The organism is Ramlibacter sp. (assembly GCF_028292805.1).
In the GTDB taxonomy this organism is placed as follows: Bacteria; Pseudomonadota; Gammaproteobacteria; order Burkholderiales; family Burkholderiaceae_C; genus Ramlibacter.
The window spans coordinates 1-21,247 of sequence record NZ_JAQGLS010000153.1; the positions used below are offsets into that span (position 1 = coordinate 1).

Annotated in this window: 21 protein-coding genes; 11 read left to right on the forward strand and 10 right to left on the reverse strand. The window is 69.6% G+C overall.

Annotated elements, in window-relative coordinates:
• The 3 genes from JWP65_RS09005 to JWP65_RS09015 all read left to right on the forward strand — a co-directional run.
• A partial coding sequence (locus tag JWP65_RS09005) for a 50S ribosomal protein L19 (protein WP_299762986.1) occupies positions 1-179 on the forward strand: 179 nt, incomplete at its 5' end.
• 71 nt (positions 180-250) lie between these two features.
• Positions 251-964 carry a CoA pyrophosphatase gene (locus JWP65_RS09010; RefSeq protein ID WP_299762909.1) on the forward strand — a complete coding sequence of 238 codons (714 nt, stop codon included), beginning with the start codon at positions 251-253 and terminating at the stop codon, positions 962-964.
• A 115-nt stretch (positions 965-1,079) separates the two neighbouring features.
• Entirely contained in the window at positions 1,080-2,078 is a 999-nt protein-coding gene (locus JWP65_RS09015) for a CobD/CbiB family protein (protein WP_299762911.1), read from the forward strand.
• Between the two features lie 103 nt (positions 2,079-2,181).
• On the opposite strand, the gene trxC is transcribed toward JWP65_RS09015, so the two are convergent.
• From trxC to JWP65_RS09035, 4 genes are all read right to left on the reverse strand, one after another.
• A complete protein-coding gene (gene trxC, locus JWP65_RS09020; RefSeq protein WP_299762913.1) occupies positions 2,182-2,628 on the reverse strand; it encodes a thioredoxin TrxC in 447 nt (148 codons plus the stop codon).
• Between the two features lie 71 nt (positions 2,629-2,699).
• The gene (rsgA, locus tag JWP65_RS09025) at positions 2,700-3,620 is read right to left on the reverse strand and encodes a ribosome small subunit-dependent GTPase A (protein ID WP_299762915.1); all 921 of its coding nucleotides are present in this window, start codon (positions 3,618-3,620) and stop codon (positions 2,700-2,702) included.
• A 12-nt stretch (positions 3,621-3,632) separates the two neighbouring features.
• Positions 3,633-3,971, reverse strand: coding sequence for a 4a-hydroxytetrahydrobiopterin dehydratase (locus tag JWP65_RS09030; RefSeq protein WP_299762917.1), 339 nt, complete (start codon positions 3,969-3,971; stop codon positions 3,633-3,635).
• Positions 3,968-5,233 carry a M48 family metallopeptidase gene (locus tag JWP65_RS09035; RefSeq protein WP_299762919.1) on the reverse strand — a complete coding sequence of 422 codons (1,266 nt, stop codon included), beginning with the start codon at positions 5,231-5,233 and terminating at the stop codon, positions 3,968-3,970. The genes JWP65_RS09030 and JWP65_RS09035 overlap by 4 nt, the downstream gene beginning before the upstream one ends.
• 35 nt (positions 5,234-5,268) lie before the next feature.
• Between JWP65_RS09035 and orn the strand changes: the two genes are divergently transcribed.
• The 3 genes from orn (at position 5,269) to JWP65_RS09050 (ending at position 8,816) form a co-directional block, all read left to right on the forward strand.
• Positions 5,269-5,859, forward strand: coding sequence for an oligoribonuclease (gene orn / locus JWP65_RS09040; RefSeq protein ID WP_299762921.1), 591 nt, complete (start codon positions 5,269-5,271; stop codon positions 5,857-5,859).
• Positions 5,860-6,060: 201 nt separating this feature from the next.
• Positions 6,061-7,635 carry a DEAD/DEAH box helicase gene (locus JWP65_RS09045; protein ID WP_299762923.1) on the forward strand — a complete coding sequence of 525 codons (1,575 nt, stop codon included), beginning with the start codon at positions 6,061-6,063 and terminating at the stop codon, positions 7,633-7,635.
• Positions 7,636-7,844: 209 nt separating this feature from the next.
• Positions 7,845-8,816, forward strand: coding sequence for a glycerophosphodiester phosphodiesterase (locus JWP65_RS09050; RefSeq protein WP_299762925.1), 972 nt, complete (start codon positions 7,845-7,847; stop codon positions 8,814-8,816).
• 3 nt (positions 8,817-8,819) lie between these two features.
• Here the strand turns inward: JWP65_RS09050 and JWP65_RS09055 are convergent, their stop codons facing one another.
• Both JWP65_RS09055 and glgC read right to left on the reverse strand, forming a co-directional pair.
• A complete protein-coding gene (locus tag JWP65_RS09055; RefSeq protein WP_299762927.1) occupies positions 8,820-10,082 on the reverse strand; it encodes a multidrug effflux MFS transporter in 1,263 nt (420 codons plus the stop codon).
• A 98-nt stretch (positions 10,083-10,180) separates the two neighbouring features.
• Positions 10,181-11,443 (reverse strand): glucose-1-phosphate adenylyltransferase, encoded by a 1,263-nt coding sequence (glgC, locus tag JWP65_RS09060; protein ID WP_299762988.1) that lies wholly within the window; start codon positions 11,441-11,443, stop codon positions 10,181-10,183.
• 212 nt (positions 11,444-11,655) lie between these two features.
• Here glgC and JWP65_RS09065 point away from each other — a divergent pair, with 212 nt between their 5' ends.
• The 3 genes from JWP65_RS09065 (at position 11,656) to JWP65_RS09075 (ending at position 14,124) form a co-directional block, all read left to right on the forward strand.
• Complete coding sequence (locus tag JWP65_RS09065; protein WP_299762929.1) at positions 11,656-13,734, forward strand: ATP-binding protein; 2,079 nt, start codon at positions 11,656-11,658, stop codon at positions 13,732-13,734.
• Positions 13,735-13,801: 67 nt separating this feature from the next.
• Positions 13,802-13,933 carry a hypothetical protein gene (locus JWP65_RS09070; RefSeq protein WP_299762931.1) on the forward strand — a complete coding sequence of 44 codons (132 nt, stop codon included), beginning with the start codon at positions 13,802-13,804 and terminating at the stop codon, positions 13,931-13,933.
• A 44-nt stretch (positions 13,934-13,977) separates the two neighbouring features.
• A complete protein-coding gene (locus JWP65_RS09075) occupies positions 13,978-14,124 on the forward strand; it encodes a hypothetical protein (RefSeq protein WP_299762933.1) in 147 nt (48 codons plus the stop codon).
• A 19-nt stretch (positions 14,125-14,143) separates the two neighbouring features.
• On the opposite strand, the gene JWP65_RS09080 is transcribed toward JWP65_RS09075, so the two are convergent.
• From JWP65_RS09080 to JWP65_RS09095, 4 genes are all read right to left on the reverse strand, one after another.
• On the reverse strand, positions 14,144-15,394 hold the full coding sequence (locus tag JWP65_RS09080) for an MFS transporter (RefSeq protein WP_299762935.1): 1,251 nt from the start codon (positions 15,392-15,394) through the stop codon (positions 14,144-14,146).
• Positions 15,391-16,992: a hypothetical protein gene (locus JWP65_RS09085; protein WP_299762937.1), complete on the reverse strand. Its 1,602-nt coding sequence runs from the start codon at positions 16,990-16,992 to the stop codon at positions 15,391-15,393. Before JWP65_RS09085 ends, JWP65_RS09080 begins: the two co-directional genes overlap by 4 nt.
• A gap of 7 nt (positions 16,993-16,999) precedes the next feature.
• Entirely contained in the window at positions 17,000-17,737 is a 738-nt protein-coding gene (locus JWP65_RS09090) for a LysR family transcriptional regulator (RefSeq protein ID WP_299762940.1), read from the reverse strand.
• 79 nt (positions 17,738-17,816) lie between these two features.
• Positions 17,817-18,611, reverse strand: a complete 795-nt coding sequence (locus JWP65_RS09095) for a crotonase/enoyl-CoA hydratase family protein (RefSeq protein WP_299762942.1) — start codon at positions 18,609-18,611, stop codon at positions 17,817-17,819.
• 469 nt (positions 18,612-19,080) lie between these two features.
• Between JWP65_RS09095 and JWP65_RS09100 the strand changes: the two genes are divergently transcribed.
• A complete protein-coding gene (locus tag JWP65_RS09100; RefSeq protein WP_299762944.1) occupies positions 19,081-20,238 on the forward strand; it encodes an acyl-CoA dehydrogenase family protein in 1,158 nt (385 codons plus the stop codon).
• A 9-nt stretch (positions 20,239-20,247) separates the two neighbouring features.
• Positions 20,248-21,225 (forward strand): acyl-CoA dehydrogenase family protein, encoded by a 978-nt coding sequence (locus tag JWP65_RS09105; RefSeq protein WP_299762946.1) that lies wholly within the window; start codon positions 20,248-20,250, stop codon positions 21,223-21,225.
• Positions 21,226-21,247 lie beyond the last annotated feature (22 nt).

Consider the following 21,247-nt stretch of genomic DNA (forward strand, 5'->3'; position numbering starts at 1 on the left):
GCGAAGGCGTCGAGCGCACCTTCCAGACCTACAGCCCGCTGATCGCCGGCATCGAAGTCAAGCGCCGCGGCGACGTGCGCCGCGCCAAGCTGTACTACCTGCGCGAGCGCAGCGGCAAGTCGGCCCGCATCAAGGAAAAGCTGGCCTACCGCGAGAAGGCTCCCGCCGCCGCCAAGTAAGCAGCGCGCCTTTCGCGAAAACCGCCGCCAGCCCTGCGCTCGCGGCGGTTTTTCATTTCCGCCCACGACCCATGCCGCCGATAGCCCCTTCCATCCCGCCGGACACGCCGCTGTCGAAGCTGCCCAACTTCGACCCGCGCGTGGTGCCGGTGTTCGCGGTCGACAGCCACCTGCCGGCGGTGGCACGGGCGCAGCTGGTGCCGGCGGCGGTGCGCCAGCGCTTTGCGCTGCCCCCGGCCTGGCAACCCGAGGTATGGGCCGAGCCGCGCTTTACCGATCGCCGGCCGGCCGCCGCCGCGGTGCTGGTGCCGATCGTCATGCGCGAGCGGCCGATGGTGCTGCTGACGGAACGTGCCACGCACCTGGCCACGCACTCGGGCCAGGTCGCCTTTCCCGGCGGCAAGTGCGACCCGACGGACGTCGATGCGGCCGACACGGCCTTGCGCGAGGCCACCGAGGAGATCGGGCTGGACCGCGCCCTGGCCGAAGTGATCGGGCACATGCCCACCTACCTCACCGGCACGATGTTCACCATCACGCCGGTGGTGGCGCTGGTGCGGCCGGACTACCGGCTGCGGCTGAACGCCGGCGAGGTGGCCGACGCCTTCGAGGTGCCGCTGGAGTTTTTGATGAACCCGGCGCACCACCGCCGCCACGCCATCGAGTTCAGCGGCGTGCGGCGCGAATGGTTTTCCATGCCTTACATGGACGACGGCACCGAGCGCTTCATCTGGGGCGCGACGGCGGCGATGCTGCGCAACTTCTATCGCTTTCTGGCGGCATGACCTTGTCACCCCGGCTTGACCCGGGGCCTCGGCTGCCCTGTGGACCAACCGCCGGCTGGACTGCGGCCGCAAGCCGCAGTGGCAAGCGAGGCATCGTGCCCGCTATCATTCCGCCATGAGCTTCTTCGCGCTGCTGTTCGCCCTGCTGATCGAGCAGGTGCGTCCGCTGGGGCCGCAGAACGCGATCCATGGCAGGTTGCGCTTCTGGGCCCGCTGGGTGAGCCGCAACTTCGACGCCGGCAAGCCGCAGCACGGCTGGGTGGCGTGGTCGCTGGCCGTCGTCGCCCCCGCGATCGCCGCCTTCGCAATCCATGAGTTGCTGCACCGGTTCGTCGGCTGGCCAGCCGCCATGGTCTGGAGCGTGCTGGTGCTGTACGTCACGCTGGGCTTTCGCCAGTTCAGCCACCACTTCACCGGCATCCGCGACGCGCTGGAAAGCGGCGACGAGACGCTGGCGCGCGAGCTGCTGGCGCGCTGGCAGCTCGGCGATGCCAGCGAGCTGCCGCGCAGCGAGATCGTGCGCCACGTGATCGAATATTCGGTGCTGGCCGCGCACCGCCACGTGTTCGGCGTGCTGGCCTGGTTCTCGGTGCTGGCCGCCTTCGGGCTCGGGCCGGCCGGCGCGGTGCTGTACCGGATGGCGGAGTTCGTGGTGCGCTACTGGCGCCACCGCAGCCATGCGCAGCTGCAGCCGGCCAGCGAGGCGCTGCAGGCCGCCGCCAGCCGCTCCTGGGCGGCGGTGGACTGGCTGCCGGCGCGCTTCACCGCCGTCAGCTTCGCCGTGGTCGGCAACTTCGAGGAGGCGATCGATTGCTGGCGCAACCATGCCCAGCGCTTTCCGGACGACAACGACGGCGTGATCCTGGCGGCGACCTCGGGCGCCGTCAACGTGCGGCTGGGGGGCGAGGCGCTGCGTCCCGTTTTCGCGGCCAACGGCCCGGCTGGGCCGCTGGCCGGCGACCTCGGCCTGGAGCCGCCGGTGGACAGCGACAGCACCCCGGGGCGCGAGGCCGAGGTGCAGCACCTGCGCAGCGTGGTCGGGCTGGTGTGGCGCTCGGTGGTGCTGTGGATGGTGTTGCTGGCGCTGCTGACGCTGGCGCGGCTGCTGGGGTAGGGCGGGTCGCCGGGGTGCGGCTTCGCGCCAACCCAGCCTTCCGGAGTTCGCAGTCTTGGCGGCAGCCCCTAGCTGGCGTCAAGCCCAGCGCACCCCGGCTGCCTCAAGCTGGTGCGCGCACCAGTTGCCCCTGCGTCCAGCGCACGATGTCCGGCGCCCCCATGGCACCGGCCTGGCGCGCGATTTCGCGGCCGCCGACAAACAAGGCCAGGGTCGGGATGCTGCGGATGTTCAGGCGCGCGCCCAGGCCCTGCGCTTCCTCCGTGTTCACCTTGGCCAGCCGCACCCGCGGCTCGAGCTCCCTGGCGGCCTGCTCGAAGGCGGGCGCCATCATGCGGCAAGGACCGCACCAGGGCGCCCAGAAGTCGACCAGCACCGGCAGCTGGCTGCGCGTGATGTGGCGGTCGAATTCGGTGGCGCTGAGGTTCACCGGCTGGCCGGTGAACAAGGCCCGGTGGCAGCTGCCGCAATCGGGGCCGCTGCCGAGCTGGTCTGTGTCGATCCGGTTGGTGGTGTGGCAGTGCGGGCAGACAAGGTGCAACTGGCTCATGGTTCCTGGCGTCTCCTGTTGGTCGGGAGATGCGGGCGGCCGCGGCGGAAAGCAAGCGGCTTTACGGTCAGTCAGTACCGCGGTTGCGACAATTCCTCGAACAGCCCGCGGTAGATCCGGTAACGGTTGGGCTGGATGCCGGTGGCCGATGCGCCCTCGGCAACGGCGGCCTGGACCCCGCAGCCTGGCTCATGCATGTGGCTGCAGTTGTAGAAGCGGCACTGCGCGATGTGCGGCCGCAGGTCGGGCATCAGCGTCGCCAGGTTCATCGGGTCGACGTGGTGCAGGCCGAACTCCTGGAAGCCCGGCGAATCGATCAGCGCGGTGCTGCGTGCCTCGTCGACCCAGTACCAGGTGGTGGCGGTCGTGGTGTGCTTGCCCGAGTTCAGCGCCTGCGAGATCTCGCCGGTGAGGGCCTTGGCTTGCGGCACCAGCAAGTTGATCAGTGTGCTCTTGCCCGCGCCGGAGGGGCCGAGCACCAGCGTCGTCCTGCCCTGCATGTGCTTGAGCAGCGCCTCGTGGTCGGTGTCCTGCGACAGCCGCAGCGACAGCGGCAGCACGCCGTAGCCCATGTGCTGGTAGGGCAGCAGGCGGCCCCAGGCGCGCTCGAACGGCTCCACCAGGTCGCTCTTGTTCAGGGCGATCAGCGGCTTGATGTGTTCCATCTCGGCGGCGATGAGGGCGCGCGCCAGCTGCATTTCGGAAAACTCCGGCTCGGCCGCGATCAGCACCAGCACCTGGTCGAGGTTGGCGGCGAACGACTTGGTGCGGATCTCGTCCTGGCGGTAGAACAGGTTGCGGCGCGGATCGATCTTGACGATCACGCCTTCGTCTTCGGTGGCGCTCCACTGGACGTGGTCGCCCACCACCGTTTCGCTTTTTTTGCCGCGCGAGCGGCAGATGAGGCGGCTGCCCTGCGGCGTTTCCACCAGGCAGTGGCGGCCGTGGCTGGCGACCACCAGGCCGGGCTGCGGCTTGCCAAGATCAGCCAAGGGTGTCGGCCCTCATGCGAGCAGCGCGTCGATGCGCGTGGCGCAGTCGAAATCGGTTTCCGAGATGCCCTTGACGTCGTGCGTGTTGAAGCGCACGACGCAGCGGTTGTAGTGCACCGACAGGTCGGGATGGTGGTCCATCGCGTTGGCCACGAAGGCCAGCGCGTTCACGAACGAGATCGTCTCGTGGTAGTTGGCGAACTTGTAGGTCTTCTCGATCGCAACGGCCTCGCCGTCGCCGCTGAGCTTCCAGCCCGGCGCGTCGGCCAGGCGCTTGACGATCTCCGTCGGGGTCAGGGGGCGGCGCTGGTGCTGCGACCAGTCCATCTTCTTGAGCATGGAATCGCTCATGCCGTTGCTCCGTGCAGCCGGGCAAGCCGCTCGGAGGCGGGCGGGTGGGAGTAGTAGAACTTCACGTAGACGGGATCCGGGGTGAGGGTGGACGCATTGTCCTCGTACAGCTTGAGCAGCGCATTGCCCAGGTCGGCGCCGCTGGTCTGCTGCACGGCGAAGGCGTCGGCCTCGAACTCGTGCCGGCGCGACAGCTGCGCCATCAGCGGCGAGATGAAGTAGGTGAACACCGGCAGCGCCAGCATGAACAGCAGCAGGGCCAGCGCGTCGTTGGGCCGTTCCAGGTTGGGCGCCACGCCCAGGCCGGTGTAGAACCAGGCCCGGCCGGACAGCCATCCCAGCAAGGCGAAGCCGGCCAGGCTGAGGGCGAACATGGCGGCGATGCGCTTGAGGATGTGCTTGTGGCGAAAGTGGCCCAGCTCATGGGCCAGCACCGCGTCCACTTCGCCCGGCGACAGCCTGGCCAGCAGCGTGTCGTAGAACACCACCCGCTTGGCCGCGCCGAAGCCGGTGAAATAGGCGTTGGCATGGGCGCTGCGCTTGCTGCCGTCCATCACGAACAGGCCCTTGGCGGCGAAGCCGCAGCGCTGCATCAGTGCCGTCACGCGCGCCTTGAGCGCCTCGTCGTCCAGCGGCTGGAACTTGTTGAACAGCGGCGCGATGAAGGTTGGATAAACCACCAGCAGCAGCAGGTTGAACCCCATCCACACGGCCCAGGCCCACAGCCACCAGGCCGGCCCGGCCGCGCCCATCAGCCACAGGATCAGCCCGGCGATCGGCGCGCCGATGGCGACGCCGAGCAGCGTCGCCTTGGCGAGGTCGCCCAGCCACAGCTTCCAGGTCATCTTGTTGAAGCCAAAGCGTTGTTCGACCACGAAGGTCTGGTACAGCGAAAACGGCAACTCCAGCAGCCCGCCGATCGCCGCGAAGGCACCCAGCAGCGCGAGCTGCTGCCACATGCCGGTGCCCAGCCAGTCCACCAGCAGCTGGTTCAGGGCATGCAGCCCGCCCAGCAGCGTCCAGGCCAGCAGCACCGCCGCGCCGAACGCCGTTTCCGCCAGGCCGATGCGCGACTTGGCGATGGTGTAGTCGGCGGCCTTCTGGTGGGCCGCCAGCGGGACGGTGCCGGCGAAGAGGGCCGGCACCGCATCGCGATGGCGGGCCACGAAACGGAGCTGGCGGCTCGCCAGCCAGAACTTGACGACGAGGCTGGCGACCAGGAAGGCGGCGAACGCCAGGGTCAGCGATTGGGAAGGATCCATTCCGGAATCTTAAGTCCTTCGGCGACAATGCCCGCATGGCAGAACCGACCCCAGCCCCGAAGATACAGACCCCCGCCACGCTGACACGCAGCGACCAGAACCTGGTCTGGCTCGACTGTGAGATGACGGGGCTGGACCCCGAGCGCGACCGCATCATCGAGATCGCCGTCGTCGTCACCGGCCCCAACCTGGAGCCGCGCATCGAAGGACCGGTGATCGCGGTGCACCAGACCGAGGCCCAGCTGGACCTGATGGACGCCTGGAACAGGGGCACGCACGGCAAGAGCGGCCTGACCGACAAGGTGCGGGCCTCGGCCGTGTCTGAAGCGCAAGCCGAGCAGCAGGTTCTGGAATTCATCACGAAGTACGTGCACCGGCAGGCGAGCCCCATGTGCGGCAACAGCATCGGGCAGGACAGGCGCTTCCTGGTCAAGTACATGCCCAAGCTGGAGGCGTACTTCCACTACCGCAACCTCGACGTCAGCACGCTCAAGGAGCTGGCCAAGCGCTGGAAGCCGGAGGTCTACACCTCGTTCAAGAAGCGGCAGCTGCACACGGCGCTGGCCGACGTGCACGAGTCGATCGACGAGCTGGTGCACTACCGAGAGCATTTGCTGAAGCTCTGAGGGCTGCCCCATGGGCCCGCTTCTGAATACCGCTAGCGGGAAAACCCGAAAGCTGCCATAATCGGGGGCTTGTTGCTTCACAGCGGCAATTTAATCGCGCATCTGCCTTCTCGCACTGGCCCGCTCAACACCTTGAGCAGATAGGGCCGCAGGTTCAAGCCTGTTTGTCGTTGGAATGGTTGATGTTATCCAACCATTCGAATGACGGCGCTGCCCGCCCTGGGCCGCGCTGCGATGGAACATCTCATGACGGAAATCGAAACTTCTGTCCCGAACGGCTTTGCCGCTCTGGGACTCGCCCCTGAACTGCTCGCGGCCATCGCCGACCTGGGCTACACCCAACCGATGCCCGTGCAGACGCAATGCATCGGGCTGGCCATGAAGCAGACCGCCGGCGAAGGCCAGTCGGACTTCAACGACCTGATGGTCTCCAGCCAGACCGGCAGCGGCAAGACCGCGGCCTTCCTGCTGCCGGTGCTGCACACCCTGCTGAAGATGCAGGCCGACGCCGAAGCTGCCGAAAAGCAGGCCTACGACGACGCCATCGCCCGCGGCGAGACGGCGCCCAAGCGCAACCGCAAGAACCCGCTGAATCCGCGCACCTTCACGGCCGCCACCCCCGGCGCCCTGATCCTGTGCCCGACGCGCGAACTGGCGCAGCAGGTGGCGCACGACGCCATCGACCTGGTGCAGCATTGCAAGGGCCTGCGCATCGCCAACGTGGTGGGCGGCATGCCTTACCAGATGCAGCTGGCGCGTCTGCAGAACGCCGACCTGGTGGTCGCCACCCCGGGCCGCCTGCTGGACCTGCAGCGCCAGGGCCAGCTGAAGCTGGACAAGGTCAAGTTCCTGGTCGTCGACGAAGCCGACCGCATGCTGGACCTGGGCTTTGCCGAAGACCTGGCCGAAGTGCACAACCTGACCGCCAACCGCGGCCAGACCATGATGTTCAGCGCCACCTTCGCGCCGCGCATCCAGCAGCTGGCCGGCCGCGTCATGCGCAATGCGCAGCGCATCCAGGTCGACAGCCCGCAGGAAGCGCACGCCAACATCAAGCAGGTGCTGTTCTGGGCCGACAGCCTGCAGCACAAGCGCAAGCTGCTGGACCACTGGCTGCGTGACACCACGATCAACCAGGCGATCGTCTTCGCCAGCACCCAGATCGATTGCGACAACCTCGCCAACGACCTGCAGCAGGAAGGCTTCAGCGCCGTCGCGCTGCACGGCGCGCTGTCGCAAGGCATCCGCAACCGCCGCCTGATGGCCCTGCGCCAGGGCCAGGTGCAGATCCTGGTGGCCACCGACGTCGCCGCCCGTGGCATCGACGTGCCGACGATCACGCACGTGTTCAACTTCGGCCTGCCGATGAAGAGCGAAGACTACACGCACCGCATCGGCCGCACCGGCCGTGCCGGCCGCGACGGCCTGGCGATCACCTTCGCCGAGTTCCGCGACCGCCGCAAGATCGGCGACATCGAGGCGTACAGCAAGCAGCGCTTCACCGCCGAGACGATCCCGGGCATGGAGCCGCAGCAGCGCGCCCCGGCGGCGCCGCGCTTCGGCTTCGGCGGCAAGCCGGCCCGTCCGGGCGGCGAACGCCGTCCCGGCGGCGGTGGCTTTGGCAAGAGCACCGGCTTTGGCGGCAAGACCTTCGGCCCCCGCGACAGCCGCGGCCCGGCCGCACCGCGCGAAGGCGGCTTCGCCCCGCGTGGTGAAGGCAGCTTCGGCGCCCGTGACGGCGGCGGCTTCGTGCCCCGTCCGCGCCCGGCGCGCTAAAGCCCGGGTCATTCCCGCCGCAGCCTGCCCCCGCGCAGGCGGCTGGCGCGAATCCAGAGCTTCCGGCAAAGGCGACCTTCGGGTCGCCTTTTTTGCGTCATGCTGCCGGCCTACACTGGCTGCACGCGGCTGCCGTTTGCCGCCACAAGGGAAAAACCATGGCTTTCTCGCACGCTGCCTTTTCATCCTTGCGCCACCTTGCCGTCGCCTTGGCCTGGCTGCTCCTCGCCGCCGCGCCGCTGGCGGCGACCGCCCGGGACTTCGACCTGCAAGGCCACCGCGGCGCGCGGGCGGTGCTGCCCGAAAACTCCTTGCCCGGATTCGCCTACACCCTGGGCGTGGGCGTGACCACCATCGAGACCGACATCGCCATCACCCGCGATGGCGTGCTGGTGCTGTCGCACGACCCGGCGCTGAACGCCGACATCACGCGCGGCCCCGACGGCAGCTTCCTGACGGGGCGCGGCCCGCTCATCTCCAAGCTCACGGCTGCCGAACTAGCCGCCTACGACGTCGGCCGCATTCGGCCGGGCAGCGACTACGCCAGGACCTTCGCGCAGCAGCAGCCGGTGGACGGCACGCGCATCCCGCGGCTGGCCGACCTGTTCGCGCTGGCGCGCAAGGCCGGCAACGAGCAGGTGCGCTTCGCCATCGAGACCAAGCTGACGCCGACCGCGCCCAACGACACGATGCCGCCGGAGGAATTCGCGCGCCGGCTGGTGGCGGCGATCCGCGAGGCGGGACTGGAACAGCGCAGCTCCATCCTCTCCTTCGACTGGCGCACCTTGCAACTGGTGCAAAAGGAGGCGCCTGGGATTCCCACCGTCTACCTGAGCATCCAGCAGCGCTCGATGGACAACATCGGTGCCGGCCAGCCCGGCGGCTCCGAGTGGACCGCCGGCTTCCAGCTGAAGGACCACGGCTCGGTGCCCAGGATGATCAAGGCGGCCGGCGGCCACACCTGGTCGTCGTTCTGGCGCGACCTGACGCCCGAGGCGGTGAAGGAGGCGCAGGCGCTCGGCTTGAAGGTGCTGGCCTGGACCGTCAACGACGCACCGACCATGGCGCGGATGTTCGACATGGGCGTGAATGGCATCGTGACCGACCGCCCCGAGCTGCTGCGCGCCCAGATGCAGCAGCGCGGCATGCCGCTGCCGCGGGCGACACCGGTTCGGCCCTGAGGGTCAGGGGCAGGCCGGCTCCGCCGGAGCCGCCGGACCGGAGATGCGCAGCCGCCCCGTCTCCGGCCAGCGCCGGCGCAGGAACACCCAGGCCACCAGGCCGATGCACATCATCAGCAGCGACGCCAGCGCCAGCGCCAGAGCCGAGTGCATCACCAGCGGCGCGATGGCGCCGGCCACGATTCCGTTGGACGAAGCGCCGATGAAGGCCTGCAGCGAGGACGCCATGCCGCGCCGGTCGGGATGCAGGTCCAGCACCAGCAGCGTCACCACCGGCACCATCAGGGCCCAGCCGAAGGCGAACACGGCGATCGGCAGCATCGCCCAGGCCGGATGCGCCTGGAACAGGAAGTTGGCGGCCACGTTCAGCAGCGAGACCGCGAGCATCACGGCGAAGCCGTAGCGGATCTGCCGCTGCGGCTGGATCTTGCCGGCCAGCCGGCCGCTGGCGAAGGAGCCGGCCATGATGCCGGAGATGGTCAGCAGGAAGAACCAGAAGAACTGCGTCGGTCCCAGCCCGAGCACCTGGCCGAGGAAAGCCGGCGCCGACAGCACGTACAGGAACATGCCGTTGAACGGGATGCCGCTGGCCAGCGCCAGCAGCAGGAAGCGGCCGCTCGATCCCAGCTGCCAGTAGCCACGCATCAGGTTGCGGGCGTTGAACGGCTGGCGCTGGGTGGCGTGCAGCGTCTCGGGCAGCAGCTTGAAGTTGGCGCTCCACAGCACGATGCCGACGCCGGTGAGGAACCAGAAGATGCTGTGCCAGCCCAGGTGCACGAAAAGCCAGCCGCCGATGATGGGCGCGATCGCCGGGGCCACTCCGAAGTAGATGGTGACCTGGCTCATCACCTTCTGCGCCTGCTCGGGCGGGAACATGTCGCGGATGATGGCGCGCGACACCACCATGCCGGCGCCCGACGACAGGCCCTGCAGGCCGCGGAAGAACACCAGGGGCGCGACGGTCTGCGACAGCGCGCAGCCGGCCGAAGCCAGCGTGAAGATGGCGATCGACCACAGCACCACCGGGCGCCGCCCGAAGCTGTCGGCCAGCGCGCCGTGGAACAGGTTCATGAAGGCGAAGCCGAACAGGTAGGCCGACAGCGTCTGTTGCATCTGCACCGGGGTCGCGCCCAGGGCCGACGCGATGCCGGTGAAGGCCGGGATGTAGGTGTCAATGGAAAAGGGGCCGAGCATGCCCAGCAGGGCAAGCAGGACGGCCAGCGCCCAGCGGGGCGCGGTCCAGAGTTGGGAGGCTTGGGGGTTCACTGGGAAGGGGCAGGGTCTAGGGTCTAGGGTCTAGGGAGGACGGGTCCGTGAGCGTAACCCTAAGCGACCCCAACCCCCAACCCCCTCGCCCCTAGCCCCTAGCCCCTAGCCCCTAGCTTCTCCAGCATCGCCTTGGTCACCAGCACCACGCCGTTGGCGGTGCGGTAGAAGCGCTGGGCGTCGAGTTCGGCGTCTTCGCCGATGACGGTGCCGGCCGGGATGGTGCAGCCGCGGTCGATCACCACGCGGCTCAGGCGGCAGCCGGACTGGATCTCGGTCTCCGGCATGATGACGGCTTCGCTGATCATGCACGACGAGTGCACGTTCACCTGCGAGAAGATCACGGCCTTGCGGATCACCGAGCCGCACACCACGCAGCCGCCGGAGACCAGCACGTTGGCCGTCACGCCATGGTTGCCGCGTTCGTCGGGAACGAACTTGGCCGGCGGCAGCTGCTCCTGGTGGGTCCAGATCGGCCAGTCGCGGTCGTACAGGTCCAGCTCGGGCCAGTCGGAGGCCAGGTCGAGGTTGGCGGCCCAGAACGCATCGACCGTGCCGACGTCGCGCCAGTAGGGATTGGCGCGGCTGGCGCGCGGCACGCTGGAGTGGTTCAGCGGATGCGCCAGCGCGCGGCCTTCCTTGACCACGCGCGGGATCACGTTCTTGCCGAAGTCGTGCTCGGACGCGTCGTCGCCCAGGTCCTCCTCGAGCAGCTGGTACAGGTACTCGGCGTCGAACACGTAGATGCCCATGCTGCCCAGCGCGCGGTCCGGCTTGCCGGGGATCGCCGGCGGATCGGCCGGCTTTTCGACGAAGGCCGTGATGTTGCGCTGTTCGTCCACGTGCAGCACGCCCAGGGCGGTGCCTTCCATGCGCGGCACCTCGATGCAGCCCACGGTGCACTTGCTGCCGCTTTGCACGTGGTCCAGCAGCATCAGCGAGTAGTCCTGCTTGTAGATGTGGTCGCCGGCCAGCACCAGGATGTACTCGGGCCCGTAGGCCCGCAGGATGTCGATGTTCTGCGTGATCGCATCGGCGGTGCCGCGGTACCAGAAAGCTTCGTTGACGCGCTGCTGCGCCGGCAGCAGGTCGATGAACTCGTTGGCTTCGCCGCGCAGGAAGTTCCAGCCACGCTGCAAGTGGCGCAGCAGCGAGTGCGACTTGTACTGCGTCAGCACGCCGATGCGGCGGATGCCGGAGTTGATGCAGTTGGACAGCGCGAAGTCGATGATGCGGAACTTGCCGCCGAAGTACACGGCCGGCTTGGCCCGGCGGTCGGTCAGGTCCAGCAGGCGCGAGCCGCGCCCGCCCGCCAGCACCAGCGCGACGGTGCGCTTGGGCAGTTGCCGCGCCAGCACCATCCGCTCGGTGGCGGCGTCGGCCGTCATCGGTTGCGCGGCGCCGAGCGCTTCCTGGGCGCCAGTCTGCTCCTGCATTGCTTGTCACCTGAGAATGGATCGGATGTCACTGTGGTCCCGGCCGGCTGGCTCGGGTGTAGGACACTGTCGCCTTTGGCACTGCAAGTGCCCCACGGCCGAGCCGATGGCGCGGCCCGGCACTACCATCGAGACCCATGCTCCAGGACTCGGACACCGAAGAAGGCGCGTCGCCGCAGCGCAGGGCGCTGGCCGTTCCGCACCCGCTGTTGCTGGCCTCGGCCGGGGCCGGGGCGCCCTTGACCGAAACCGGCCGCCTGCTGCTGGCCACCGACTGGGCCGCCACGCCGCTGGGTCCCGTCGCCGGCTGGCCGCGCAGCCTGCGCATCGCGGTCAGCATCTGCCTGAACTCGCGCTTTCCGATGTTCGTTTGGTGGGGCCCGTCGCTGGTCAACATCTACAACGACGCCTACATCCCGGTGCTGGGCCAGCGGCATCCGCAGGCGTTCGGGCAGCCGGCGCGCCAGTCGTGGAGCGACATCTGGGACGTGGTGGGGCTGCAGGCGGACGAGGTCATGGTGCACGGCCGCGCCAGCTGGAACGAACGCGTGCTGCTGGTGATGGAGCGCAACGGCTATCCCGAGGACACCTGGTTCACCTGGTCGTACAGCCCGATCCACGACGACGAGGGCGGCATCGGCGGCCTGTTCTGCGCCTGCACCGAGGAAACCGGCGCGGTGCTCGCCGAGCGCGAGCGCGACCGGCTGGTGCGCGAGGCGCAGGACGCCGCCCACACGCTGCGCACCTGGTTCGACGACGCCCCCGGCTTCGTCGCGCTGCTGCGCGGCCCGCGCTTCGTCTTCGAGCTGGCCAACAAGGCCTACTACCAGCTGGTGGGGCACCGCGACATCATGGGCCGGCCGGTGCTCGAGGCGCTGCCGGAGGTGCGCGAGCAAGGCTTCGTCGAGCTGCTCGAGCAGGTGTACCGCACCGGCAAGCCCTTCGTCGGCCGGGGCATGGCGCTGCAGGTGCAGCCGCAGCCGGGCGGCCCCGCGGTGCTTCGCTTCGTCGATTTCGTGTTCCAGCCGGTTCACGACGCCGATGGCCAAGTCGCCGGCATCTTCGCCCAGGGCCACGACGCCACCGAGCAAGTGCAGGGCGCCCGCGCGCTGCAGGATGCCGACCGCCGCAAGGACGACTTCCTGGCCACGCTGGCGCACGAGCTGCGCAACCCGCTGGCGCCGATCCGGCAGGCCGCGCTGGTGGCGCGCAACGACGCGCCGCGGCAGGCCTGGGCGCTGGGGGTGATCGAGCGACAGGTCGGGCACATGGCCTTGCTGCTGGACGACCTGCTGGACGTTTCGCGCATCTCGCGCGGCAAGCTGGAGCTGCGGCTGCGGCGGGTGGAACTGCGCGAGGTGGTCGACGCGGCGGTGGAAACCGTGCGCCCGCTGCTGCAGGCCAAGCGGCACCAGCTGCACGTGCGGCTGCCGCCGGGGGCGGCGCCGCTGCTGGTCGATCCGGTGCGGCTGGCACAGGTGGTGTCCAACTTGTTGTCCAATGCGGGTAAGTACACCGACGCCGGTGGCCGGATCGAACTGGAAGCCGGGATGGCCGACGGGGTGCTGACGCTGCGGGTGCGCGACAACGGCATCGGCCTGTCGGCGCAGGACCGCCCGGAGATCTTTGAGATGTTCTCCCAGGTGGCGTCGGCGATAGACCGGTCGGAAAACGGCCTGGGGATCGGCCTGGCGCTCACCCGCGGGCTGGTTCAATTGCATGGAGGCCGCATCGACGCCGCGAGCGATGGGCCAGGAAAAGGATCGGAGTTCATCGTGACCCTGCCAACACGCCAGCCGGATCAGCCGGCCGCCACCACCGCCGCGGATTCCGCGCCGGCCCAACCCGCCGCCCCGCGCTCGCGCAAGGTGCTGCTGGCCGACGACAACGCCGACGCCCTGGAAACCATGGCGGCCCTGCTGGAGATCGAAGGCCACGTGGTGCAGACGGCCACCGACGGCAACCGCGCGCTGCTCGCGGGCGAGCAGCTGCGCCCCGACGTGGCCATCCTGGACATCGGCATGCCGCACCTGAACGGCTACGAAGCGGCGGCGAAGATCCGGGAGACTGACTGGGGCCGCAGCGTGGTGCTGATCGCGCTCACGGGCTGGGGCCAGGAGCAGGACCAGGCCCGGGCGCGCGAAGCGGGCTTCGACCACCATTGCACCAAGCCGGTGGACATCGAGCGCCTGCTGCAGCTGGTCCAGGGGGCTTGAAGTCGGGGCGCCGGTAGCATTTGGAACGATTGGGTCGCATCCAGGCGGTCCGGTGCTGCGTATCCACATGAAGCACAGCTCCAAGCTCCTCCTCGGCCTGGCCGCCACCACCCTCGCGCTGGCCGCCCGTGCCGGCTGCGGCATCGAGGCGAGCCAAGTGCCGCGCGTCACCAACGGCGGCGCCGGCGTGATCGGCTGAGCGTCACCGGCTGGGGCGTCGATGCGCGCACCGACGCCGAACCGATGACGCCAGGCACGGGCGCTGGCGCCCAGCCCGAGGCCTGGACGACGGTGGGTGGCCGCGCCGGCATCACGCGCTTGGGTGGCAATCGCTGGTCGGTGGCGTCGACCGCGCCGGCCGCCAACCCGTCCCGGGGCACGCCTTACTGAGCGTCCCGGGTGGGCAGCTTCAGGCCCGGGAGCCTGGCTGGTCCTTGCCACCGCGCGCGCTGGCGAACAGGCCCCAGCAGCACAGCGCCGTCGGCACCGCCAGCGCCAGGTAGCCGGCGCTGTAGCTGCCGAACAGGCCAGACACGGCGCCGAACGCCGCCGGGCCGAGCACCACGCCGAAGAAGGTGACCGACAGCGAGCCACCGGTGGCGGTGCCGGCCATGCCGGGCGGCGCCAGCCGGGCGACTTCGGCCAGGTAGACGCCGTTCCAGCCGGTGGCCGAAGCGCCGAAGGCCGCCAGCAACACCAGCACCAGCGCCAGCGGCGCCGTGGCCGGCAGCAGCCCGGTGGCCGCCGTGCACAGCGCCATCATCGCGGCCAGCAGCATCAGCGTGCGCCGCGCGCCGAGGAAGCGATCGGCGATCCAGCCCCACAGGATCCGGCCCGCCACGCCACCGGCCTGCGCCACCGACAGCGCGAAGCCCGCGGCCACCAGGCTGTAGCCCAGGCTGCTGTGCAGGTGCGTGACGATGTAGGTTGCCAGGCACAGCTGCACCATGGAAAACACGAACGACAGCGAGGCCAGGCGCTTGAGCTGGGGATGGCCGAACACCATCCGCAACGGGCCGGTCAGGCTGCGCATGGCCAGCGGCGCGTCCGGCCGGCGGTCGGCGTCGTGCCCGCGGCGCAGCGGCTGCGCCGCCAGGGCGCAGGCCACGCAGGCCAGCGCCACTTCGAACAAACCGAGCGCGATGCCGGTGTTCAGCACCAGCGTGGGCACGATCGCGCCGGCCATCACGCCGCCCAGCGGCACGCCGGTTTGCTTGATGGAGAAGATCAGGGCGGCCCGGTGCGGCGGCGTGGTGGCGGCCAGCAGGTGCGAGCTGGCCGGCGTGATCGGGCCGTAGCCCATCCCGATCAGCACCGCGCCTGCCGCCACGGCCGCCACCGATGGCAGCACCGACAGGCACAGGCCGGCGGCGCACAGCAGCAGGCCGGCCTGGCTGACGCGGATGGCGCCGTAGCGCGCCACGCACTGGCCGGCCATCAGGCTGGCCAGGATGGCACCGACGTAGACCAGGGCGATGTACACGCCGGTCATGGTGGCCGAGACGCCGAGCGACTGCGCCACCGCCGGCGCGACGGCCGGGATGGCCAGCACCGCCATCGAGACCATGGCCTGGATCGCCAGCGTGGTCAGCAGGACCAGCCAGCCGCCGGTGGCGGTGGTGGAGGGGGCGGGCAGCGGGGGCGGTGGAGGGCGGGTCAAACCGGGTCCGCGGCGGACGCCTTGAGCTTGACGATTTCGTCGCACAGCGACTCGAGCCTGGAGACCATGTTGTCGCGCATCAGGTCGACCCGCTTGACGATCTTGCCGGTGGCCTGGGCGCTGGTGTTGGCGAAGGTCAGGATCTCCTCGAAGCCCTCGACCTGCTTGCGGATGCCTTCGATCGCCTTGTCGATGGCCTGGAAGCTGGCGCCGTCCTTGGAGCCGTGCTGGGCCGCGCGCACCGACAGCGCGGTGGCCACCATCAGCGCCGCCTTCAGCCAGCAGTCGCTGGCCTCGCTTTCGGCGTCCCAGCGCAGCACGATGTCGTGGCCGTAGCGGCTGAACACCGGCACGCTGGCCGGCGCCGTCTTCTCGCTGTGCACGAAGATGCAGACGCCGGCGCCGCGGTTGCGCCGCGCGATGTCGGCCTCGGCCAGCGTGCGGGCCAGGTCGTAGGAGGCGTTCTCCTTGGCCTCCACCACGATGCGGGCGCCGGCCGCGGTCTTTTCCGGGCCGATGGACAGCACGTAGTCGCCGACCTTGCAGTTGGGAATCACGCCGGTGGAGTTGCCACAGTCCTGCACCACGTCACCCGCGCCTTCGGCCACCTGGCGCAGCAGCAGGCCGAGGTCGGCCTCGAACTCGCCGCCGTGGCGCGTGCTGCGGGCCGCTTCCTCGCGCCGCGTGTTCAGGTTGCTGACGGCGATCTCCAGCGTCTTGGCCAGGTTGTTGGCCAGTTCCAGCTGCTGGCGGTGGTTGTCCTGCAGCATGGTCTGCAGCCGGTTCAGCGCCGAGCCCGCGTTGTCCAGGCTCAGCTCGCTGGTCAGGTTCTTCTGCGCCGACTCGACGCGGCCGACCAGCCGGCTGAGGGCGGAGTCGGGCCGGTCCAGGCTGAACTCGGCGACCACGTCGCCCATGCGCTTGCTCATGGCCTCGTTCAGGTCGCCGTGCTTGGTGCCCAGCTCGCGCAGGAAGCGGTTCAGGGCGCTGTCCGGCTGGTCGAGCGAGAACTGCTGCAGGATGCTCAGGTTTTGCGCCTGGATCACGCCGTCCAGCGTCTTTTGCATGGTGGTCACCAGCTGGTTGTCACCGGACGGGTCCAGCATCCGGAACAGCGAGCTGTTGTCGCCCACGAACTGCTCGAACAGCTTGCCCAGGCTCTGCTCGGCCACCTGCACCTGCCCGCGCATCACTTGCGCGAGGTCGCCGTCGTGCCGGATCAGGCGTTCCACGCGCTCGGTGAACATGCCTTGCTGCGGATCGAAGTAGCGGGTGAGCGTGCTGGTGACGTTGCCTTCCATGGTTTCGCGCCAGCCGTTCAGGCGCTCGGTCAGGGCCGACATCAGCCGCTCGCCCTCCTTGCGCACGGCGTCGCCGTCGACCACGCCGCGCGCCGCGCGCAGCGACAGCACGCCGATCTTCAGCGCGGTCTGGATGAAGTCGGTGCGCGGCCGGCCCTCGGCGTATTCGCGCGCCGCCACCAGCACTTCGGGGTCGGAAATCGCGAGGTTCAGGTACAGCGGCTCGACCGCTCCGGGCGGGGCCGCGGCGAAGCCTTGCGATTGGACGGTCTGGATGGGGGCGATGGGTTGGTTCATGGCCGGTTCATTCTAGAACGACGGTCAGGTTTGCCCGGACACCAATGCGCCTGCGCGGGGATGACGAAGCCAGGTCAGGAGGCGCAGGCGGCGAGCGTCGTTGCCCGAAAGCGCACGACCGCGGCGCTTTCGGTCTGCGGCGTGCAGGCCAGCGCCAGGCCGACGGCCGCGCCCTGCGGCAGGCCCCAGGCCCCAGGCCGCTTGCCACCAGCGCCAGCAGCGTCTGCACCCCTGCTGCGCCACTCGCGGCAAGAAGCCGACGCTCTGGCACGCCAGCGTGGCGGCGCTGTGCAGGTCGTCGGTGCCGCCGGCCCCGTATATCACGAACGCTTCGTTGGCCGGCCCGCGCAGATGCGGCGGACCCTGGCCGGCCGGTCGGCGCGTGGCCGCGCGGCAGGGCCACGATGAATTCGTCACGCCAGCGGCGCCGGCCGTAGGTGCTGGTGCCGACGAAGCCCACCTGCAGCGTGCCGCCCGTGCCTTCGACCGCGCTGCGCGCCACGCGCCCAGCTGGCTGCCGGGGAACAGCAGCTTGCGCTGCCTTGGCCAGCACCGTGCGGCCGCTGGTCGTGAGCGGCACGCCGCCGGCCACGCGCTCGAACAGCCGGGTGCCCAGCTCCGCGTGCTGCTTCTGGATCGAGACCGTCAGCGGCGGCTGCGCAATGTGCAGGCGCTGCGCCGCGCGGCGGAAGATCTCGGGGTTTGGGCAAGGACGACGAAATGGCGGGATCCGGCGCAGGTCCATGGTGGGCGGTCGGGGTTGCAGCCAGGCACAGCCCAGCGCTGCTTCCACCACCGCCGCCGCCGGCGCCGCGCGCCCACCGTCAGCCTTTGAAGACCGGTGCCCGCTTCTCGAGGAAGGCGGCCACCGCCTCGCGGTGGTCGTCGGTCTGGTGCGACAACGCCTGGAACGAGGCTGCCATCTCCAGCAGGGTGTCCAGGCGGGTGTGCATGGCTTCGCGCAGCAGCCGCTTGGTCAGGCGCACGGCATGCGGCGGATTGGCGGCGATCTTCGCGGCCAGTTCGTTGGCAGTTTCCAGCAGCTTGTCGGCCGCCACCACGCGCGACACCAGGCCCCAATCGGCCGCTTGCTGCGCCCCGATCACGTCCCCGGTGAACGACAGCTCGCTGGCGCGCGACAGGCCGATCAGGCGCGGCAGCAGCCAGGCACCGCCGTCGCCGGGGATGATGCCCAGCTTGACGAAGCTCTCGGCGAACTTGGCGTGCTCCGAGGCGATACGGATATCGCACATGCAGGCCAGGTCCATGCCGGCGCCGATCGCCGCGCCGTTGACGGCGGCGATCACCGGCACTTCGAGGTTGAACAGGGCCAGGGGCAGGCGCTGGATGCCGGTGCGGTACTCCTGCCGGATCTGCATGCCGCCAATGCTGCCGTTGGCCTGCCGCTCCATGTCCTTGATGTCGCCGCCAGAGGAGAACGCGGTGCCCGCGCCGGTGAGGATCACCGCGCGCACGCTGCGGTCGTTGTGGATGCGCTCGATCGCCTCGATGAAGTCGGCCACCGCGGTGTTGCCGGTCAGCGGGTTGCGGCGAGCCGGCTCGTTCATGGTCAGGGTGACCACGGGGCCGTTCTGTTGGTAGAGGAGGAAGTTAGGCATGGGCGGGAGACTAGGGTGCGCGACTGCAAATGTCCAATAGCGAATCGCCGTGCTCCGATATCTCTTGCGTATCGCACGAGCTAGGTGAAAACCCGCGGGCGCGCTGAGCAATGGCGTCATGCTCACAGCGATCCGGCATCGCCCACCCTTGATTGACTACCGGACCGTGCTGATCGCCCCTCCTGTCCTGCGCCGCATGGCAAGACACCTGGAGACTGCATGAAGCCCGCGCTGGGACACTTGGGGGACCCAAGGCGTTCCGCAAGATCGACACGCGCGATGCCGCCACCTGGGCATCGGTGATCTTCGCGAGGAAGATCTCGCTGCTTTGATACTCCGCGGCTATCGGCGGATCCAGGTGGAAACCCGTCGCTGCTCTGCAGTCGGGTGGTTGACCGTAGCGATCCGGTATCGCCGGACCCAGATTAAATATTGGACGCCTGGCGCTATCCGCTCCTATGCTCGCCGAATGAGGCAACTGCTGTCCGCTTTCCGCTACGCCGCGTTGCCCCAGGCAACGCAGGCTTTCCGCGCCGAAGTGCGCGAGTTTCTGCGCGCTTCATGGGAGCCGGCCCCGCCGCAGCTGCGCGCGCGCTCCTGGATGGGATTCGACGCGGGCTTCAGCCGCAAGCTGGCCGAGCGCGGCTGGGTCGGCGTGACCTTGCCCAAGGAATACGGCGGCGCCAGCATGGACGCCTTCTCGCGCTTCGTGCTGGTCGAGGAGTTGCTGGCCGCCGGCGCGCCGGTCTCGGCCCACTGGATCGCCGACCGCCAGAGCGGCCCGCTGATCAACAAGTTCGGCACCGAGGCGCAGCGCCGCTTCTACCTGCCGAAAATCTGCGCGGCGCAAGCTTTCTTTTGCATCGGCATGAGCGAGCCCAACGCCGGCTCCGATCTGGCCAGCGTCGGCACCCGCGCGACGAAGTGCGAAGGCGGCTGGAAGCTCAACGGCCGCAAGATCTGGACGACCAACGCGCACCACTGCCGCTACATGATCGCGCTGGTGCGCTCCTCGGGCGATCCGGCCGACCGGCAGCAGGGCTTGTCGCAGTTCATCGTCGAGCTGGCGCTGCCCGGGGTGACGGTGCGGCCGATCACCGATCTGGCCGGCGACGCCCACTTCAACGAGGTGTTCTTCGACGACGTGCTGCTGGCCGACGATGCGCTGGTGGGCGAGGAAGGCAGCGGCTGGATGCAGGTCAACGCCGAACTGGCGTTCGAGCGCAGCGGCCCCGAGCGCATCTACTCCAGCATCGTGCTGCTGGAGCACTGGATCGCCTGCCTGCGCCGCGGCGGCAACGGTGCGCGGCACGTGGAAACCGTCGGCCGCTTCGCCACCCACCTGGCCACGCTGCGCAACATGTCGGTCGCCGTCACCGCCCGGCTGGTGGCGGGCGAAAGTCCGATCGTCGAGGCGGCGCTGGTCAAGGACATCGGCACCACCTTCGAGCAGGAGATCCCGACGCTGATCGCCGATGCGATCGGGGCCGACCCGGGCGCCGACCTCGACGCCGAGCTGCTGGCCACGGTGTTTTACCTGGCCCAGGTCGCGCCCACCTTCTCGCTGCGCGGGGGCACCCGCGAGATTCTGCGCGGCATGATCGCCCGCGGGCTCGGACTGCGCTGAAGGATCCCCATGTTTGCAGAAGCCATCGAAGACATCCTGCGCGACCGCTGTACCCCCGCCGTGGTCCGCGCCATCGAAGCCGGAGGCTCGCCCGCCGCCTTGTGGGAAGCCCTGGCCGGTGCCGGCTTCCTCGACCTGTTGACGCCGGAGGACAGCGGCGGCGCCGGCCTGCCGCTGGCCGAGCTGTTTCCGGTGCTGGCGCACTTCGGCCGTTACGCCGTGCCGGTGCCGGTGGCGCAGTCCATCGCCGCCCGCGCCTTGGTCGCCGAAGGCGTGGCTTTGCCGCAAGGGCTGCTGACCATCGCGCCCGCGTTCCAGCGCGACGCAGGCGGCGGCATCCGTTGCCCGCTGGTGCCGTTCGGCGCGATCGCCGAGCACGTGCTGGCGGCGGACGGCAAGCGGCTGGTGCTGCTGTCGTGCGCTCGCGCGCGGCGCAGCCCCGCCGGCATCGCGCATACCCAGCTGGCCAGCCTGGCCTGGACCGACGCCGCTGCGGCGGAACCCGTCGCCGGCGACGCGGCGGCGCTGGCGCCGCTGGCGGCCGCGGTGCATGCCGCGCTGCTGGCCGGTGCGATGACGCGGGTGTTCGAGATGACCTTGCAGTACTGCAACGAACGCTCGCAGTTCGGCAAGTCGCTGGGCAAGTTCCAGGCGGTGCAGCACCAGCTGAGCGTGATGGCCGAACAGGTCGTCGCCGCTTCGATCGCCGCCGAAGCGGCGTTCCAGACCGACGCGCGCACGCCGCGGCTGCTGCCCGCAGCGATCGCCAAGGCCCGCACCAGCGAAGCCGCACCGGGCGTGGCCAACACGGCCCACGCGCTGCACGGCGCCATCGGCGTCACCGGGGAATACGACCTGCAGCTGCTGACGCGCCGGCTGCACGAATGGCGCCTGGCTCACGGGTCCGAGGGCCACTGGCACCGCATCGTCGGCGAGCAGGTCCTGGCCACCGACACCACCCTGGCCCAATTCGTGCGCGCCGCCTGAATCCAGAACCACAAAGGAGACA

What these genes read in the sequence shown, in the direction of transcription:
- JWP65_RS09010 (WP_299762909.1), top strand. Translation starts at nt 251, where the DNA reads ATGCCGCCGATAGCCCCTTCCATCCCGCCGGACACGCCGCTGTCGAAG.
- JWP65_RS09015 (WP_299762911.1), top strand. Translation starts at nt 1,080, where the DNA reads ATGAGCTTCTTCGCGCTGCTGTTCGCCCTGCTGATCGAGCAGGTGCGT.
- trxC (WP_299762913.1), bottom strand. Translation starts at nt 2,628, where the DNA reads ATGAGCCAGTTGCACCTTGTCTGCCCGCACTGCCACACCACCAACCGG.
- JWP65_RS09030 (WP_299762917.1), bottom strand. Translation starts at nt 3,971, where the DNA reads ATGAGCGATTCCATGCTCAAGAAGATGGACTGGTCGCAGCACCAGCGC.
- JWP65_RS09035 (WP_299762919.1), bottom strand. Translation starts at nt 5,233, where the DNA reads ATGGATCCTTCCCAATCGCTGACCCTGGCGTTCGCCGCCTTCCTGGTC.
- orn (WP_299762921.1), top strand. Translation starts at nt 5,269, where the DNA reads ATGGCAGAACCGACCCCAGCCCCGAAGATACAGACCCCCGCCACGCTG.
- JWP65_RS09045 (WP_299762923.1), top strand. Translation starts at nt 6,061, where the DNA reads ATGACGGCGCTGCCCGCCCTGGGCCGCGCTGCGATGGAACATCTCATG.
- glgC (WP_299762988.1), bottom strand. Translation starts at nt 11,443, where the DNA reads ATGGTGCTGGCGCGGCAACTGCCCAAGCGCACCGTCGCGCTGGTGCTG.
- JWP65_RS09065 (WP_299762929.1), top strand. Translation starts at nt 11,656, where the DNA reads ATGCTCCAGGACTCGGACACCGAAGAAGGCGCGTCGCCGCAGCGCAGG.
- JWP65_RS09070 (WP_299762931.1), top strand. Translation starts at nt 13,802, where the DNA reads ATGAAGCACAGCTCCAAGCTCCTCCTCGGCCTGGCCGCCACCACCCTC.
- JWP65_RS09075 (WP_299762933.1), top strand. Translation starts at nt 13,978, where the DNA reads ATGACGCCAGGCACGGGCGCTGGCGCCCAGCCCGAGGCCTGGACGACG.
- JWP65_RS09085 (WP_299762937.1), bottom strand. Translation starts at nt 16,992, where the DNA reads ATGAACCAACCCATCGCCCCCATCCAGACCGTCCAATCGCAAGGCTTC.
- JWP65_RS09090 (WP_299762940.1), bottom strand. Translation starts at nt 17,737, where the DNA reads ATGGACCTGCGCCGGATCCCGCCATTTCGTCGTCCTTGCCCAAACCCC.
- JWP65_RS09095 (WP_299762942.1), bottom strand. Translation starts at nt 18,611, where the DNA reads ATGCCTAACTTCCTCCTCTACCAACAGAACGGCCCCGTGGTCACCCTG.
- JWP65_RS09100 (WP_299762944.1), top strand. Translation starts at nt 19,081, where the DNA reads ATGAGGCAACTGCTGTCCGCTTTCCGCTACGCCGCGTTGCCCCAGGCA.
- JWP65_RS09105 (WP_299762946.1), top strand. Translation starts at nt 20,248, where the DNA reads ATGTTTGCAGAAGCCATCGAAGACATCCTGCGCGACCGCTGTACCCCC.